This window comes from Streptomyces sp. NPDC001530 (assembly GCF_042894545.1).
Classification (GTDB): domain Bacteria; phylum Actinomycetota; class Actinomycetes; order Streptomycetales; family Streptomycetaceae; genus Streptomyces.
In genome coordinates, this window is record NZ_JBIAVS010000031.1 from 23650 (window position 1) to 41152 (window position 17503).

Consider the following 17503-nt stretch of genomic DNA (forward strand, 5'->3'; position numbering starts at 1 on the left):
GGATTTCAACGACCGTCGATGGAAAGGTTTGGCGTGAGTCCCAGATTGGGCAGGGCACTGGCGTGCCTTGTGGCAGCCGCGGTGACGACCTCACTGCTGCCACAGGTGGCTTATGCCGCGTCCGGCTCGGATGGTGACGGCGATGGAATCGTCGACAGCATCAAGAGCTGGTTCGCGGACGACGACGTGGAATTGGACAAGCCGTCGTCACACGACGAGGCAGGAGTGGCCGACCGGCAGAAGCTGCCGAAGGGCAGGGTGGCGCCGAAGGCGAAGCGTGTCAAGGAACTGACCGCCAGGCGCACGGCGAACGCCCGCTTCTGGCAGTTGTCCGACGGACGGGTGCAGGCCGAGGTGTCGGCCGTGCCGACCGCCTACCGGTCGGGGAAGTCGTGGCGGGACATCGACGCCCGGGTGCGCAAGAGCGGCCGGGACGGCTACGAGTTCTCCAACACCTCGAATGCGGCGAGCAGTTGGTTCGGCAGCGATCCGGACCGGCTGATGCGGGTGGAGTCCGCCGACGGCCACGCGGTGACGCTGGGCCTGGAGGCCACGGCCGCGTCCCTGACTCCGGTGGCGAAGGGTGAGACCGTCACCTACCGCGACGCGGTGGCGGGCGCGGATCTGTCGTACGAGGTCGGCGCGGGCCGGGTGAAGGAGAACATCACCCTGGCCGAACGTCCCGACGGTCCGGTGAAGTTCACCTTCACGCTGGACGCCGACGGGCTCACGCCGAAGGCCGCGAAGGACGGCTCGATCGCGTTCTACGGCGAGGGCACCAACCCGGTCCTCGTCATCCCGGCGCCGTTCATGGCGGACGCGAAGAAGGACGCGGGGTCGCCGTACGGCACCGCGTACTCCACCGCCGTACGCCAGCAGCTGACCCGGGACGGCAAGGCCTGGAAGCTGACCGTCACCCCCGACGCGAAGTGGCTGGCGTCGCCGAAGCGGCAGTACCCGGTCACGATCGACCCGACGATCCAGATCGCCCCGACGCCGGCGACGGCGCAGGACGTGATGATCTCCTCGGACGGTCCGGGGTCGAACTACGACACCAACTGGCGTCTGTCGGTGGGCAACACCACCACCGGCAGCTCGCGTGCCCTGCTGAAGTTCCCTCTGACCGGGGTGCCGGCGGGCACGAGGCTGGACTCGGCCGACCTGAAGCTCTACTACGACCAGACGCACACCGCCGGTGACACCGAGGTGAACCTGGAGGCGCACCGGGCGACCCAGGACTGGCGTGAGGACACCGCGACCTGGAACAGCGCGAACGGCATCACCGGTGAGCTGTCGGGCACCTCGGTCCTGGTGGACGACGGTGACGCGGGCACCACGGCCGCCCGGGGCTCCTGGCCGGCGTCCGGGAACACGGCGTACACGCAGTACGCGGTGAACCAGGACTACCTGTACAACAAGGACACGGTCGCCGGGGACACCTACACCTGGCAGCCGAACCTGCCGGAGGACGGCGACTACCAGGTCCAGGCACACTACGTGCCCGCCTCGGACCGGGCGACCAACGCGCCGTACACCGTCACCTACAACGGCGGCAGCCAGGCCTACAGCGTCAACCAGCAGGCCGGTTCGGCCGGGGTGTGGAAGACGCTGGGCACCCACCCGTTCAAGGCGGGTACCGCCGGCAAGATCGTCCTCGGTGACGGTCCCGCCTCGACGACCACCTCGGTCATCGCGGACGCCGTGCGGTTCACCAAGGGGGGTGTGGTCACCAAGCAGCCCTCCGAGGTGAACGTCTGGCACTCCTTCCCGGTGACCAAGACGGTTCAGTCCTGGATGGACGGGGTCAACACGAACTACGGCTTCGTCGTCAAGGCCGCGGACGAGTCGTCCACCGCCCCCAAGGGCGGCCCCCGTTACGAGGGCAGCGAGTACGCCTACGAGGGCGAGTCCGCCAACTACCCGCGTCTGGTGCTGACCTACGGGCGCCCGGGTGTGGACCTGGACGCGCCGACGACGATCCACGCCACTGGTGCCGAGCTGAAGTGGTCGGCGTACAACGACCCTTCGACGGCGACCGGTGACGACATCGTCGAGTACCAGGTGCACCGCTCGATCTACCAGACGTTCACGCCGTCCTCGGCCACCCTGGTCGCGCCGGTGTCCTCGTCCTCGACGGCGTACACGGACACCTCGGCGACGCCGACCGCGGCCGACAGCGCGGACCCGTTCGGGCGCGCGTACTACTACATGGTCGCGGTCAAGACCAAGGACGGACAGGTGATCGGCGCGCCGACGCAGCTGGTCCGGCTACCCAAGGCGGGCCGCACCACGAAGATCGTCGAGGCAGGGCAGGACACCACGCTGTCCCAGACGGAGTCGACGACCCCGCACGACACCCTGACCGACGGCGTGGCGCAGAAGTGGCTGGCGGTGGGCAACAACTCCCCCACCTACGGCACCACGCGCGGCCTGCTGAAGTTCCCCGCCCTGTCGGACATCCCCACCAGCGCCCGCGTCCTCGACGCCACCCTGCGGCTGTGGGGCACGCAGACGACGACGGAGAACACCGGCGCCGTCTACGAGATGCGACCGCTGACCCGCGACTTCGACGAGGCGTCGGCGACCTGGGTGAAGGCGAACGCCACCACCAACTGGACCACCGCCGGCGGTGACTTCGGTGCCACCGTCGCCGACACGGTCCCCGCGCTCAGCAACGACCCGGCCCGCCACGACTGGAGCGCCACCTCCCTGGTGCAGAGCTGGGTCAGCACCCCCGGCTCCAACCAGGGTGTGCTGCTGAAGACGGCGGACGAGTCGGTGAAGCAGGAGCGCACGGTGTTCCTGTCCTCCGAGGCGCCCGAGAAGAAGCTGCGTCCGCGTCTGGTCGTGAGCTACATCGACTCCACCACCGAGTCGACGTACTACGCCCCCAAGACCCCGGCGCGGATGACCCCGAACTCCACCTACACGGTCGAGTTCACCCTCACCAACACCACCAACACCGCGTGGGCGGCGGGTGAGCGGGAGCTGTCGTACACCTGGAAGCTGCCCGACGGCACGGACGTCACCAACGGCGGAAACCAGGTCTCGACGCCGGTCCCGGCCCTGTCCCCCGGCCAGTCGACCGTGCTGCAGGCGCAGGTCAAGACGCCGATCAACAGCGACAACGGCAACAAGCGCACGGACTACGTGCTCGGCTGGGACGTCCGCAAGATCTCCGACGGCAGCTGGCTGTCCGCCGGGACCGGCGGCATCCCGAGCCTGAAGCAGAACGTGGCGGTGGAGGACCCGACCTCCAACTCCCTCGGTCTGGAGAAGTTCTACTCCTACACGGGCAAGAACACCGGTGCCGGGTCGACGGTGATGAACAACGTCGCCTCCGGCAACAGCGTGTGGTCGTACAACGCGTTCTCCAACCCGGGACGCGGTCTGACGACGTTCGGCCGCTTCGCCTACAACTCGCTGGACACGTCCGACACCGTGCTCGGTGGCGGCTGGTCGGCGCAGCTGGCCGGTCCGATCCGGCTGGGCGCGCCGCTGGACTTCCACCCCAACCCGAACCCGACCGAGATCCGGCTGCCCGACGGTGACGGCACGACCCACGTCTTCACCAAGCAGGCCGACGGCTCCTGGAAGGCCCCGGCGGGTGTCCACTACCGCATCACGATGAAGCCGGGCCTGGACTGCAACCCGGACAAGGACCCGGAGCCGGACGCGTGGACGCTGATGCGTCCGGACGGCACCCGCTTCCTCTTCGGCTGCGACGGCTATCTGACGTCCATCGTGGACAAGAACGGCAACACGCAGACATACACGTACGAGGAGCGCAAGTCCAACAACAAGCCGACCAAGTTCCTCAGCTACATCACGGACCCGTCCGGCCGTCAGTCGCTCACCGTCGACTACTACACCAAGGCCGAGGCGAGCAGCCCGAAGGTCGAGGACCACGTCCAGTCGATCACGGACATCTCGACGCGCAAGCTCACCTTCGAGTACTCCGACCAGGGCCTGCTGACGAAGCTCACCGACGGCGCGGGCTCGTCCCAGCCGAAGGTGTACGCGTTCACCTACGACGCCATCCAGGGCAACAAGAACGTCAAGCTGGTCAGGATCAAGGACCCGCGCGGCCATGACACGGTGCTCGACTACTACGCGCCACAGGCCGGTGACGACCCCAAGTACCACTGGTGGACCAAGAAGATCACCGACCGGCTGGGCGGTGACACGACCTTCGCGTACGCGGTGAACACCGCGAACTCCAAGCACACCGACACCACGGTGACGGACGCCGAGACGCACGTGACGAAGCACGTCACGGACGACTTCGGCCGCCCGGTGCAGACGACGAACGCCAAGTCCCAGGTCACGAAGATGAGTTGGGACGCGGACAACAACGTCACGTACCTGGAGGAGGACAACGGCGCCAAGACCGCGTACTGCTACGACCAGAAGACGGGTTACCCGCTCTGGCAGCGCGACGCGGAGAACAACAAGGCCGGTGTGCCGGACCAGGTGACCGCCTGTGTGACGGACCCCTCCAAGTGGCCGGCGAACGCGGCGAAGTACGAGTACCAGACTCGTGCCGACGGCTTCGCCGCCGACCTGTTCCGCAAGACGTCGCCCGAGGGCCGCGCCTGGCAGTTCGGCTACGACACCTTCGGCAACCTGAAGACGGTCACCGACCCCAAGGGCGTGTCGACCGCGACGGTGGACGACTACACCACGAAGTACGAGTACAACGCCTACGGTCAGCTGACCAAGTCGACGGACGCCAACAGCAACCCGACGACGTTCTTCGACTTCGGCCCCGCCGGCTATCCGAACCGGATCACCGACGCCAAGTCCGACTCGACGGACTTCGTCTACGACGAACGCGGTCAGGTCAGGCAGGTCACCGACGCGAACCAGAAGGTGACGACGCAGACCTATGACACGTTCGGCCGTCCGCTGGTCAGCACGTCGCCGAAGAAGCAGGACAGCGGTGTCCTGATCACCACTCCGGCTCCGGAGTACGACGCCAACGACAACGTCACCAAGGCCACGGGACCCAACGGTTCGGTGTCGACGGCGGTGTACGACGACGCGGACCAGGTCAAGTCGGCGACGGCGCCGGCGAACAACCTGACCGACCCGCGCACCTCGACGTACACCTACGACAGGGTCGGCAATCTGAAGACGACGACCGAGCCCAAGGGCACGGCGACGACGACGGACACCACCGACTACGTCACCACCCAGCACTACGACGAGATCTACGAGCTCACCTCCGTGGTCAACGCGGCCGGTGACAAGGTCTCCTACGAGTACGACAACGTCGGCAACGTCGTCACGGTCATCGACCCCAAGAAGAACGCGACCGCGGACACCACCGACTACACCACCAAGACGGCCTACGACCTGAACCACCGGGTCACAGTCGTCACGGACGCGGCCGGCAAGACCAACAAGCGGGGCTATGACAAGGACTCGCTGGTCACTTCGACCACGGACGCAGAGAACAACACCACGACCGTCACCTACGACGAGCGCGGCATGAAGAGCGAGGTCAAGGTCCCCTACGAGGGCACCACGACCCGCTCGACGAAGTACGAGTACGACCAGGTCGGCAACACCACCAAGGTGATCACGCCGCGCGCCGTCGCGGCCGGGACCACCACGGCGTTCACCGCCCGTACCGAGTACGACGTGCTGAACCGGCCGGTCAAGCAGTACCAGCCGTACGACCCGGCGGACTCGCGCTACAACAACCCCAACGTCTACACGCAGACCGTGTACGACAAGGTGGGCCGGGTGTCGAAGACGTCACTGCCGCCGTCGGAGGGTGAGACGGTCCGCAACGACACCAACTACAGCTACTTCGACAACGGCTGGGTGGAATCCTCCACCGACCCGTGGGACATCGCCACCAGCTACGACTACAACGAACTGGGGCAGCAGACCAAGCGCACCCTGACCTCGGCGGGCGGTTCCTCCAACCGCACGATGACGTGGTCGTACTACGCGGACGGTTCCGTCAAGGCTCGCTCCGACGACGGTGTCCCGGCCGGCAAGTCGGTCGTCCTGGTCGACAACTCCGACACCCAGAACACCTCGAAGACCGGCACCTGGGCGAAGGGAGACATCACCGGTCAGCACGGCTACGACCACGCCACGCACGCGGCGGGCACCGGCACGGACGCGTTCACCTGGACGCTGAACATCCCCAAGGACGGCACGTACACCGCGTACGTGAAGTTCCCGAAGGTCACCGGGGCGGCGACCACGGCGAAGTACACCGTGACGCACTCCACCGGCACGACCGACAAGACCATCGACCAGAACGCGACCGCGAACCAGGGCACCTGGGTGTCGCTGGGGTCGTTCTCCTTCAAGCAGGGCAACGCGGCCAAGCTGCAGCTGTTCCAGAACAGCGGCGGCATCACGGTCGCCGACGGGGTGAAGCTGGTGCGTGACACCACCGGCGACCCGGCGGACACGGAGAAGAACAACTTCGCCTACACCTACGACCTCAACGGCAACCTGACCAAGATCGACGACACCTCGTCGACCGCGAAGATCGACGCCTACACGGTCGCCTACACCGGCCTCAACCAGGTCCAGAAGGTCACCGAGGCGCTCTCCGGCACCGAGAAGAAGGCCACGTCGTACACCTACGACGCCAACGGCCAGCCGGAGACGATCACCCACCCCGACCAGTTCTCCAAGTACAGCTACGACCTGCGCGAACTGGTCAAGACGGTCTCCGTCGGCAAGACCCCGACAGACGCGTCGCCGAAGGTGGCGTCGTACACCTACACCGACCGCGGCCAGCCGCTGAAGGAGACCAAGGCCAACGGCAACACCGTCGACTACACCTACTACCTCAACGCCGCGCTGAAGACGTCGGCCGAGAAGAAGGCCAACGGCACCCTCGTCTCCTCCCACACTTACGCCTACGACGCCAACGGCAACAAGGCGCAGGACGTGGCGAAGAAGATGAACGCCGACAACAACACGGCCTACCTCGACTCGACCACGAACTTCAGCTACGACCCGGCCGACCGCCTCAAGGAGTCGGTCAAGACCGGTAACGGCGCGGGGACGGAGACGTACGTCCACGACGACAACGCCAACGTCATCAGCCAGACCGTCGACAACACCACCACCGACTACGACTACGACCGCAACCGCCTGCTGACCGCCACCACCGGCACCACCACGGCGAACTACAACTACGACCCGTTCGGCCGCCAGGAATCGGTCACCTCGGGCAGCCAGATCATCGAACGCAGCACCTACGACGGCTTCGACCACGTCGTGAAGTCCGAGAAGATGGACGACACCGGCACGCTGAAGGCGACGACGTACACGTTCGACCCGCTGGACCGCACCGCGTCCAAGACCGCCGACGGCAAGACCACCGACTTCACCTACCTCGGCCTGTCCGGCGAGGTCCTGGACGAGAAGGTGGCCGGCGAGCTGACCAAGTCCTACCAGTACAGCCCGTGGGGCGAGCGGTTGTCGCAGGTCAAGCACAACACCGACGGCACGAGTGAGGACGGCTACTACGGCTACAACAACCACACCGATGTCGAGACGCTCACCGACAAGGACGGCAACACCAAGGCGACGTACGGCTACACCGCCTACGGCAAGGACGACGACTCCGAGTTCACCGGCATCGACAAGCCCGACGCCGCCGACCCCACCAAGGAGGCCTACAACCCGTACCGCTTCAACGCCAAGCGCTGGGACGCCCAGTCCGAGACGTACGACATGGGCTTCCGCGACTACAACCCGGGCCTGAACCGCTTCACCACGCGGGACATGTACAACGGCGCACTCGCCGACATGGGCCTCGGCACCGACCCGTTCACCGGCAACCGGTACGCCTTCGCCGGCGGCAACCCGAGCAGTTTCATCGAGATGGACGGGCACACCAGCTGCGACATCACCGGGATGTGCGGAGGCGTCTACCGCGAAACCCCGATGATCAAGCATGAGATGGCCGAAGGGGCGAAGACCCCTGCCGCCGACTCCACGCTGGTCACCATCGGCGCCGGCTGTCCGCCGGCGTGCAGCACGCCCACCAAGCAGCTCTCGATGGAGCACCTGAAGCTGATGGGGCTTTCCGACCACTACGGTTCGCAGAAGGACCTCGACGTCTGGAGCGACTGGGACGGGGCGCAGCAGCTCTGGAACTGGGTCTTCGGTGGTGTCGACGAGGACCGGGCCCAGTACAAGGGGGACTTCGTCGCCGCATACGCGGACACCATCAAGGCTGCCGCGGCGAAGAACGACATCCCGGCTACGCTGCTGGCCGGTGTCGCCTACAACGAGGTCTCGGGCAAGCCGCCGATCACGGACCTCGCGGGAGAGGTGATGAACGGTGACGACGCCTCGTACGGCAACATCAGCATGCAGATCGACGCAGCCGCCGAATTGCTCGGATATGACCCCCGTAATCTGAGCGGTTATCAGCGGAGTGAGATCAAGAGTTCGCTCCAGGACAATGTCCAGAACATTTTCCTGGCGGCAAGGTATCTGTCCGACGCCCGGGACAAGGTTGCTCCGGGCCAAGGGGCGGGAGATTTCACGGACGCGGACACGCAGAATGTCGGTGCCTACTATCAGGGCGGGCCTGACTTCTATGCCACCGCTCGCAGTTCGAGGAGCTACGGCACTCGCATAGTCGGGTGGCAGCCGATGCTGCGAGATCTCCTGGGGTAGGGTCCACGGTCGGTGTGCTGCACCCGGGTCCGGGTGCAGCACACCGAGTTTCGAATGGAAAGGACTGGCGAGTGGTTTTCCCTGAAAGTCGAGGGGGCCTGTGGTCCAGGGCGGTCGTTGCCGCGTGCCTGTACCTTGCCACGTTGTTCTGGTTGGCCTTGAGCCTTCCGTTCGTGGGCGAGGAAATCGGACCCACGAGTGACCCCGACGACGTTGCGGGGGCCAACTTCATCCTCTTGTTCGCCGCCGTCTTTCTGCTGGCCGCCGCCGTGGTGTCCCGCAGGTGGAAGGCCGCCTGGGGAGTGTCCCTGAGTCTTCTGGTAGTGCTCATCGTGGTCTGGACCCAGGTTCCTTCCCTGATCGAGCACTGGAATTTCGAGGGTCCGCGCCGGTTCTGAGCGAACGGCACGTCCGCGCAGGTATACCTGCACGGGTGATGAACATGCGGGTACTCGTGGACGTGGTGGTGGTCGCGTCGGCCGTGTCGGCCCTCGCGATCACCCCGCGTGTCCTGGCCCGCCGCCCCGGCCCTCCAGCCGCGGCGGCGGGCCGCTCCGTCTCACCCGCCGCCGCGCCGGCGCTGGTGACCGGTCTGGTCTACGTCAATCAGGTGCTGTTCACGGTCTACGTGCTGCGCGTGCACGACGGCGACCCCTCCTTCATCTCGCGCTATCTGCCCGCCGGTTGGTTCGACCTGGCGTCGGCGAACCCCGCCCTGCGCACCCTCGCCGCGCACTTCCCGGCGCCCGAACTGCTCGCGCCGAGCGTGCTGCGGGTGACGGCCTTCCTGGAACTCCCCTTCGTCCTGCTGGCGTTCGCGACGGTGGTGCGCTGGCTGGACGCGGATCTGTACCGCCGTATCGCCCGCTCGGCTCTGCCGCCGTCGGCGTCAGTGTCGTACACGGCCGTCTTCTGCCTGGTCGAGTGGGATCTGCGCAATCCGTACACCGTCGACGACTTGGTGATCCGTGCCGTGTCCGCGGTCGTCACCCCCGTGCTGCTCGCGCGCCTGGCCGGCCGTGACACGGCGACCTCGCGGGTCCGGCCACCGCGCCGGGCCTGCTGGTGTTCATCGGCTCACTGGGGGCGCTCGGCGCGCTGGTGCTGGTCGCCTACGGCACCGCGCTGCTGTACAAACTGCGCCGCTTGGACGACCGGTTGCCGCTCGCGTCGGCAGCGTTGGTGGTGCCGGCCGGGCTGCGTCCCGGGTGACCGGCGGCGCCACTCCGACGCTGTCCTTCGTGGTGCACGCCCTGCGCCACTGGCTGACGGTGTTCTTCGTGCCGGCCCTGGAGATCCGCTACGGGCTCCTCTTCGGCACTCCCCTGACGGCCCTGGCCGCCGGTCCGTGACGGCGGTGGTGGCGTGCGTGGGCGCGGCGCGCGAGGCGTCGCCGGGCCGCCCTGCTCGGCCTGGTGGCGCGCATCGCTGCGTGGTCCTCGCGGGCGCCGCCGCGGTCGCGGTCCGGCTGGACCCCACCGTCGTACCAGGAGGTCGCCCTCCTGTCGGCCATGGGCGCCTTCCTGGTGACAGGCGTCGCGGTGTGTGGCCTCCTCGACCGAAGCCGGAAAGAGTGAGCCGATGACCGCGGGGCGAGCGGACTCCGTCGCCCAGTCGTTCGGTGCCGCCGTGCTCTATGCGGTGGCGGCGCTCCTGGTGCTGTTCAGCTTCGCCATGACGGTCGAGGCCGACAACCCGGCGGCGTTCCCCGGACGGCGGGACAACGACGGGGCCGTCGGAGTGCTGCTCTGCGTCGGTATGGCCGCCGTCTCGGCGCTGGTGGCCGTGACCTCGCTGTCGCGGCGCCTGCTGTCCAGGGGAATCTGCGCGGCGATCCTCCTGGTGTGCGTCTACCGGGTGATCGGCGTCGCCGGACAGCTCTGACGCAGCGGAGCGCAGACACGGCAGCCGTGCTGAAGAGGGGGGCACATGCCAAACCGTGCCATCCGGCGCACGGCGGCGGGCCAGGTCCTGGGACTGCTGCCGCTGCCGGCCCCTCGCCGCGTGCGCCGGCGTACTCCAGGCCGCCGTCGAGGACCGCCGACTCGCACGCAATCCATGCCGCGCAAGTACGGTCCGCCCGTCGGCAGCCGCGCCGGGCCGGGTCGACGCCTGGCCGCCCGAGCGCGTGTTGGCGGTACGCACAGCTCTGCCGGAGCGCTACCGGGTCCTCGTCGAGACCGGCACGGGCCTTGGCCTCGGCCAAGGAGAGGCGTTCGGCCTGTGCATGGAGGACATCGACTTCGACGAGGAAGCCGTCCATGTCCGACGCCAGGTCAAGATGGTGCGGACGAAGCTGTGCTTCGCGCTCCCCAAGGGCCGCAAGGTCCGCGATGGCCCCTGCCCGACGCCGGTAGAAGCCAAGCACCGGCGGCCGAGGACGTACAACCTCCTGGTAACTGGGTGCGAGCGCATGGCGATCAACCGGAACTGCCTCAACTCCTGCGTCTGGAAGCCCGCCCTGGCCGAGTCCGGCGTGATCGCCGCGCTGGAGGAGACACCCCGGACAGGTCTTGTGTCTGGGAGCAACGCCGCCATCGACGCGGTCTTCGCGTAGCCCGAGCCGCTCTGGGAACAGCTCCGTTCCGGCCCAAAGTCCCAGAGAGATCCCACAGGGGCCGCTACGCCCCTTCCCGACCCGCATTTGCGCAGGTCAGGCCGGGCGCGGCGGCTTTCTGTCAGAGAGCGCTCAGATGTCCCGGAAGATCTCGATCTGGGCGCCGATCGAGTTGAGCCGCTCGGCGAGGTCCTCGTAGCCGCGGTTGATGACGTACACGTTCCGCAGCACGGAGGTGCCCTCGGCCGCCATCATCGCCAGCAGGACGACCACGGCGGGCCGCAGCGCGGGCGGGCACATCATCTCGGCGGCGCGCCAGCGGGTCGGGCCCTCGACCAACACGCGGTGCGGGTCGAGGAGTTGGAGTCGGCCACCGAGGCGGTTGAGGTCCGTGAGGTAGATCGCCCGGTTGTCGTAGACCCAGTCGTGGATCAGCGTCTTGCCCTGCGCGGAGGCCGCGATGGCCGCGAAGAACGGGACGTTGTCGATGTTCAGACCCGGGAACGGCATCGGGTGGATCTTGTCGATCGGCGCCTCCAGCTTGGAGGGCCGGACGGTCAGGTCCACCAGGCGCGTACGGCCGTTGTCGGCGAAGTACTCGGGCGTGCGGTCGTGGTCGAGGCCCATCTCCTCCAGTACCGCGAGCTCGATCTCGAGGAACTCGATCGGCACCCGGCACACCGTCAGCTCGGACTCGGTGACCACGGCGGCGGCGAGCAGGCTCATCGCCTCGACCGGGTCCTCGGAGGGCGAGTAGTCCACGTCGACGTCGATGTTCGGCACGCCGTGCACGGTGAGCGTGGTCGTGCCGATGCCGTCGACCCGTACGCCCAGGGCCTCCAGGAAGAAGCACAGGTCCTGGACCATGTAGTTGGAGGACGCGTTACGGATGACGGTCGCGCCGTCGTGGCGGGCCGCGGCGAGCAGCGCGTTCTCGGTCACGGTGTCGCCGCGCTCGGTCAGCACGATCGGGCGGTCGGGGGAGACCGCGCGGTCCACCTGTGCGTGGTAGAGCCCCTCGGTGGCGGCGATGTCGAGCCCGAAGCGGCGCAGCGCGATCATGTGCGGCTCGATCGTGCGCGTTCCGAGGTCGCAACCGCCCGCGTACGGCAGCTTGAAGCCGTCCATACGGTGCAGCAGCGGGCCGAGGAACATGATGATGGACCGCGTACGGCGGGCGGCCTCGGCGTCGATCGCCTCCATCTCCAGCTCGCTCGGCGGCACGATCTCCAGGTCGACGCCGTCGTTGATCCACCGGGTGCGGACGCCGATCGAACCGAGCACCTCCAGAAGGCGGTACACCTCTTCGATGCGGGCGACGCGGCGCAGCACCGTGCGCCCCTTGTTCAGGAGCGTCGCGCACAGCAGCGCCACGCACGCGTTCTTGCTGGTCTTGACGTCGATCGAGCCGGACAGACGACGTCCGCCGACGACGCGCAGATGCATCGGACCCGCATAGCCCAGCGAGACGATTTCGCTGTCCAGGGCTTCACCGATTCGGGCGATCATCTCAAGGCTGATGTTTTGGTTGCCGCGCTCGATGCGATTGACGGCGCTCTGGCTGGTGCCGAGCGCCTCGGCAAGCTGCGACTGTGTCCAGCCCCGGTGCTGACGGGCGTCACGGATGAGCTTGCCGATGCGTACGAGGTAGTCGTCTGTCATGAGGTTGAGGCTATCTCAGATATGAGATGGCGCCTCCTGGGGGGTTCCTTCGGGTGATGGGTCGTCAATGACGCCTGGTGGTACGGGTACGACGCCATCCGAAAGGTCCGGGCAAATCCACCGATGTCGTACGTCGTCCGGTGCTGCTGCGGGTGTGCCGCGGCCCGCGCCCGCCGCCCGTGGTGATGGACCAGGAGCGCCGGTTGATGTTCAGGCGCACTCCGGGAAGGATCCGGAAGCTCTTGCGGAATGTGAGGGGCATCGTGCCTCCCTTCGGGGTCCGCCGGGTTTCCCCGACTCGGCTCGGATACCCCGACTCGGCGAACTGATGGCAGAACGCCACCGGTTCCTCGATGCTCGGGCATCGGACCGGGAGTGCCGGACGTCAGTCGTGGCGCACCAGCCGTGCCGGACGTCAGTCGTGGCGCACCAGCCGTGCCGCTGTCCGCTCGGGCGTCTCGCCCTCGGTGTACACGGTTCGGGTCGCCAAGTCCCGTGCGCCCGGGTCGTCGAGCCAGTGGGCGAGGAAGTCGTGCCCGTCGACGGTCCAGGAGCGCCCCTTGTCCTGCGCGCAGCGCCGCCGCAGCGCGGCCAGTGACGCCTCGCGGTCGGGGGAGGGCAGGACGCGGATCACCTCACGGCACCGGCTCAGTGCGACGCGGACCGCGGTGAGGGACCCGCCGTCGGTGTAGCTCGTGTGGCCGGCGCCCAGGGCGATCACGGCGTCCGGATGGTCCGCGACGGCTCGCGCGACGGCGTGCGCCCGAGCCGGTTCCCACTCGGCCTCGGCCGCGAGCCGCCCCACCGCGGCGATGCGCTCGCGCAGCCGCGCGATGCTCCAGCCCACTTCCGCGTAGTAGGGCTCCGCGGTCGCGTCCAGGTCGACGAAGGGACTCCCGGTCCGCGTCGCCGGCTCCAGGCCGAGCGTGCTCTTCCCGGCCCCGGCCGGCCCCGTCAGGACAAGCGGTCCGCCCCGATCCGCTCCCGGCATGGTCACGCCTTCTCGTGGGCCGACACGTGCGCTCGGCTCGACGGGATCGTTGGGATCGCTCACGGCCGTGGAGTCAATCACCGAGAGTGGGAGTGTGTCACTGAATAAACGGGGGACCTCTCGTGAACAGAAACGCCACAGCGAGGCCGGGCATGACCAGCCCGCGCCCATGTACTAGAGTTATCTCGACATCGAGATATCTGCCGAGGTGCACCGCAGCCGCCACCCTGGTAAGGGTTACCTAACTTAGTCTTACCTTAGCGGATCGGCCAAGACGTCGTGGCGGCAGGATGCGGTGGGAACGCGCACATCAATGAAGGAGACTGTCGTGTCGGCGAACAGCTTCGACGCCCGCAGCACGCTGCAGGTGGGCGACGAGTCGTACGAGATCTTCCGGCTGGACAAGGTGGAAGGCTCGGCTCGCCTTCCGTACAGCCTGAAGGTGCTGCTGGAGAACCTGCTCCGCACCGAGGACGGCGCGAACATCACCGCCGACCACATCCGGGCCCTCGGCAACTGGGACTCGCAGGCCCAGCCCAGCCAGGAGATCCAGTTCACGCCCGCCCGCGTGATCATGCAGGACTTCACCGGCGTGCCCTGTGTCGTCGACCTCGCCACCATGCGTGAGGCCGTCAAGGAGCTCGGCGGCGACCCGGCGAAGATCAACCCGCTGGCCCCGGCCGAGCTGGTCATCGACCACTCCGTCATCGCCGACAAGTTCGGCACGAACGAAGCGTTCGCGCAGAACGTCGAGCTGGAGTACGGCCGCAACAAGGAGCGCTACCAGTTCCTGCGCTGGGGCCAGACCGCCTTCGACGAGTTCAAGGTCGTCCCGCCGGGCACCGGCATCGTCCACCAGGTGAACATCGAGCACCTGGCCCGCACGGTCATGGTCCGAGGCGGCCAGGCCTACCCCGACACCCTCGTCGGCACCGACTCGCACACCACCATGGTCAACGGCCTCGGTGTCCTCGGCTGGGGCGTCGGCGGCATCGAGGCCGAGGCCGCGATGCTCGGCCAGCCGGTCTCGATGCTCATCCCGCGCGTCGTCGGCTTCAAGCTGACCGGTGAGCTGCCCGCCGGCACCACCGCCACGGACCTCGTGCTGACCATCACCGAGATGCTCCGCAAGCACGGTGTCGTCGGTAAGTTCGTCGAGTTCTACGGCGAGGGCGTGGCCGCCACCTCCCTCGCGAACCGCGCCACCATCGGCAACATGTCGCCGGAGTTCGGCTCCACCGCCGCGATCTTCCCGATCGACGGCGAGACCCTGAAGTACCTGAAGCTGACGGGCCGCAGCGAGCAGCAGGTCGCGCTCGTCGAGGCGTACGCCAAGGAGCAGGGCCTCTGGCTCGACCCGGCCGCCGAGCCCGACTTCTCGGAGAAGCTGGAGCTCGACCTCTCCACGGTCGTCCCGTCGATCGCCGGTCCGAAGCGCCCGCAGGACCGCATCGTCCTCGCCAACGCCAAGGAGCAGTTCGCGCAGGACGTCCGCAACTACGTGGACGAGGACGACGAGGCGGGCAAGGAGTCCTTCCCGGCCTCCGACGCCCCGGCCGAGCACAACGGCGTCCCGACCCGGCCGACCCTGGTCACGGCCGCCGACGGCTCGACGTACGAGATCGACCACGGCGCCGTCACCGTCGCCGCGATCACTTCCTGCACCAACACCTCGAACCCGTACGTCATGGTCGCCGCCGCGCTTGTCGCGAAGAAGGCCGTGGAGAAGGGCCTGACCCGCAAGCCGTGGGTCAAGACCACCCTCGCCCCGGGTTCGAAGGTCGTCACCGACTACTTCGACAAGGCGGGCCTGACCCCGTACCTCGACAAGGTCGGCTTCAACCTCGTCGGCTACGGCTGCACCACCTGCATCGGCAACTCCGGCCCGCTGCCGGAGGAGGTCTCCAAGGCGGTCAACGACCACGACCTGGCCGTGACCTCGGTCCTCTCGGGCAACCGCAACTTCGAGGGCCGCATCAACCCCGACGTCAAGATGAACTACCTGGCCTCCCCGCCGCTGGTCGTCGCGTACGCCCTCGCGGGCTCCATGAAGGTGGACATCACCAAGGACGCGCTCGGCACCGACCAGGACGGCAAGCCGGTCTACCTGTCCGACATCTGGCCCACCGAGGCCGAGGTCAACGACGTCGTGGCGAACGCCATCGGCGAGGACATGTTCAACAAGTCCTACCAGGACGTCTTCGCGGGCGACGCCCAGTGGCAGGCGCTGCCGATCCCGACCGGCAACACCTTCGAGTGGGACCCGCAGTCCACCTACGTGCGCAAGCCCCCGTACTTCGAGGGCATGACGATGGAGACCACCCCGGTCTCCGACATCGCCGGCGCCCGCGTCCTCGCCAAGCTGGGCGACTCGGTCACCACCGACCACATCTCCCCGGCCGGTGCGATCAAGGCCGACACCCCGGCGGGCAAGTACCTGACGGAGCACGGCGTCGAGCGCCGCGACTTCAACTCGTACGGCTCCCGCCGAGGCAACCACGAGGTCATGATCCGCGGTACGTTCGCCAACATCCGCCTGCGCAACCAGATCGCGCCGGGCACCGAGGGCGGCTACACCCGCGACTTCACGAAGGACGACGCCCCCGTCTCCTTCATCTACGACGCCTCGCGCAACTACATCGAGCAGGGCATCCCGCTGGTCATCCTGGCCGGCAAGGAGTACGGCTCCGGCTCGTCCCGCGACTGGGCCGCCAAGGGCACCGCGCTCCTCGGCGTCAAGGCCGTCATCGCCGAGTCGTACGAGCGCATCCACCGCTCGAACCTCATCGGCATGGGCGTGCTCCCGCTCCAGTTCCCGGAGGGCGCCTCCGCCGAGTCGCTCGGCCTCACCGGCGAGGAGACCTTCTCCTTCACCGGCGTCGAGGAGCTGAACAACGGCACCACCCCGCGCACGGTCAAGGTCACCACCGACACCGGCGTCGAGTTCGACGCGGTCGTCCGCATCGACACCCCCGGCGAGGCGGACTACTACCGCAACGGCGGCATCATGCAGTACGTGCTGCGCAACCTGATCCGCAAGTAAGCGGGCCAGTACGGCAGTTGAGGGCCGCATCCCCGGTGACGGGGGTGCGGCCCTTCGCCTTTCCCCCTCGCCGCCCTCCCGAGGACATCGGCAGGGCTCAGGTGGAACACAGCCGTCCCTCGGGTTGCTGCGCTGGGCCGGTCCCGCGGAGGCGGCACCCGACGCGTCCGCGCTCGTACGCGTCGACCTTGCACTGGACAAGGACACCCGCGAGGTGCACCCCTGGACGGGCGTACCGTCGCCCGTGTGCACACACCTGTTGGCACCACGGTGATTGCCTCGGTGGAGTCCACCGACGTCCGACGCGTCATCCGCGTACGCGACGACGGTCCCGGCATCCCGCGCTCGCTCCTGCCCAGGGTCTTCGAGCGCTTCACCCGCCTCGACGCGTCCCGCTCGCGTATGTCCCCCGTGGCTCCCCTGGAGTCCCTGCCGACTCGATGGCCCAACGCGGGCAATTGGTCAAGACATGTCACATCGGGAAACAAGGGCTCCACGAAATAGCCCATTTTTATTGAGTCCCGGTCGCAACACCAGAATTAAACATTCCACTTCTGTCTCGTCGCCCTGAACGGTGGCT

Annotated in this window: 9 protein-coding genes and 1 pseudogene; 7 read left to right on the forward strand and 3 right to left on the reverse strand. The window is 67.7% G+C overall.

Annotated features, from left to right (window positions below):
• Nucleotides 1–33 precede the first annotated feature (33 nt).
• From ACFY0T_RS43515 to ACFY0T_RS43535, 5 genes are all read left to right on the forward strand, one after another.
• Nucleotides 34–8670 (forward strand): DNRLRE domain-containing protein, encoded by an 8637-nt coding sequence (locus ACFY0T_RS43515; RefSeq protein ID WP_388884051.1) that lies wholly within the window; start codon nucleotides 34–36, stop codon nucleotides 8668–8670.
• A gap of 173 nt (nucleotides 8671–8843) precedes the next feature.
• Nucleotides 8844–9068 (forward strand): hypothetical protein, encoded by a 225-nt coding sequence (locus ACFY0T_RS43520; protein WP_240634269.1) that lies wholly within the window; start codon nucleotides 8844–8846, stop codon nucleotides 9066–9068.
• Between the two features lie 44 nt (nucleotides 9069–9112).
• Nucleotides 9113–10255: a hypothetical protein gene (locus ACFY0T_RS43525; protein ID WP_388884054.1), complete on the forward strand. Its 1143-nt coding sequence runs from the start codon at nucleotides 9113–9115 to the stop codon at nucleotides 10253–10255.
• Nucleotides 10252–10554: a hypothetical protein gene (locus ACFY0T_RS43530; protein WP_388884056.1), complete on the forward strand. Its 303-nt coding sequence runs from the start codon at nucleotides 10252–10254 to the stop codon at nucleotides 10552–10554. The genes ACFY0T_RS43525 and ACFY0T_RS43530 overlap by 4 nt, the downstream gene beginning before the upstream one ends.
• Nucleotides 10555–10609: 55 nt before the next feature.
• Nucleotides 10610–11227, forward strand: coding sequence for a hypothetical protein (locus ACFY0T_RS43535; RefSeq protein ID WP_388884058.1), 618 nt, complete (start codon nucleotides 10610–10612; stop codon nucleotides 11225–11227).
• A gap of 132 nt (nucleotides 11228–11359) precedes the next feature.
• On the opposite strand, the gene ACFY0T_RS43540 is transcribed toward ACFY0T_RS43535, so the two are convergent.
• From ACFY0T_RS43540 to ACFY0T_RS43550, 3 genes are all read right to left on the reverse strand, one after another.
• Nucleotides 11360–12889, reverse strand: coding sequence for a helix-turn-helix domain-containing protein (locus tag ACFY0T_RS43540; RefSeq protein WP_388884060.1), 1530 nt, complete (start codon nucleotides 12887–12889; stop codon nucleotides 11360–11362).
• Nucleotides 12890–12953: 64 nt separating this feature from the next.
• Complete coding sequence (locus tag ACFY0T_RS43545; RefSeq protein WP_388884061.1) at nucleotides 12954–13151, reverse strand: DUF4236 domain-containing protein; 198 nt, start codon at nucleotides 13149–13151, stop codon at nucleotides 12954–12956.
• A gap of 153 nt (nucleotides 13152–13304) precedes the next feature.
• Nucleotides 13305–13880 carry a hypothetical protein gene (locus tag ACFY0T_RS43550; protein ID WP_388884063.1) on the reverse strand — a complete coding sequence of 192 codons (576 nt, stop codon included), beginning with the start codon at nucleotides 13878–13880 and terminating at the stop codon, nucleotides 13305–13307.
• Nucleotides 13881–14208: 328 nt separating this feature from the next.
• Between ACFY0T_RS43550 and acnA the strand changes: the two genes are divergently transcribed.
• Together acnA and ACFY0T_RS43560 are read left to right on the forward strand one after the other, a co-directional pair.
• A complete protein-coding gene (acnA, locus tag ACFY0T_RS43555) occupies nucleotides 14209–16923 on the forward strand; it encodes an aconitate hydratase AcnA (protein ID WP_388884065.1) in 2715 nt (904 codons plus the stop codon).
• Between the two features lie 240 nt (nucleotides 16924–17163).
• Nucleotides 17164–17325, forward strand: a pseudogene (locus ACFY0T_RS43560) (ATP-binding protein); the annotation flags it as partial.
• Nucleotides 17326–17503: the final 178 nt, after the last annotated feature.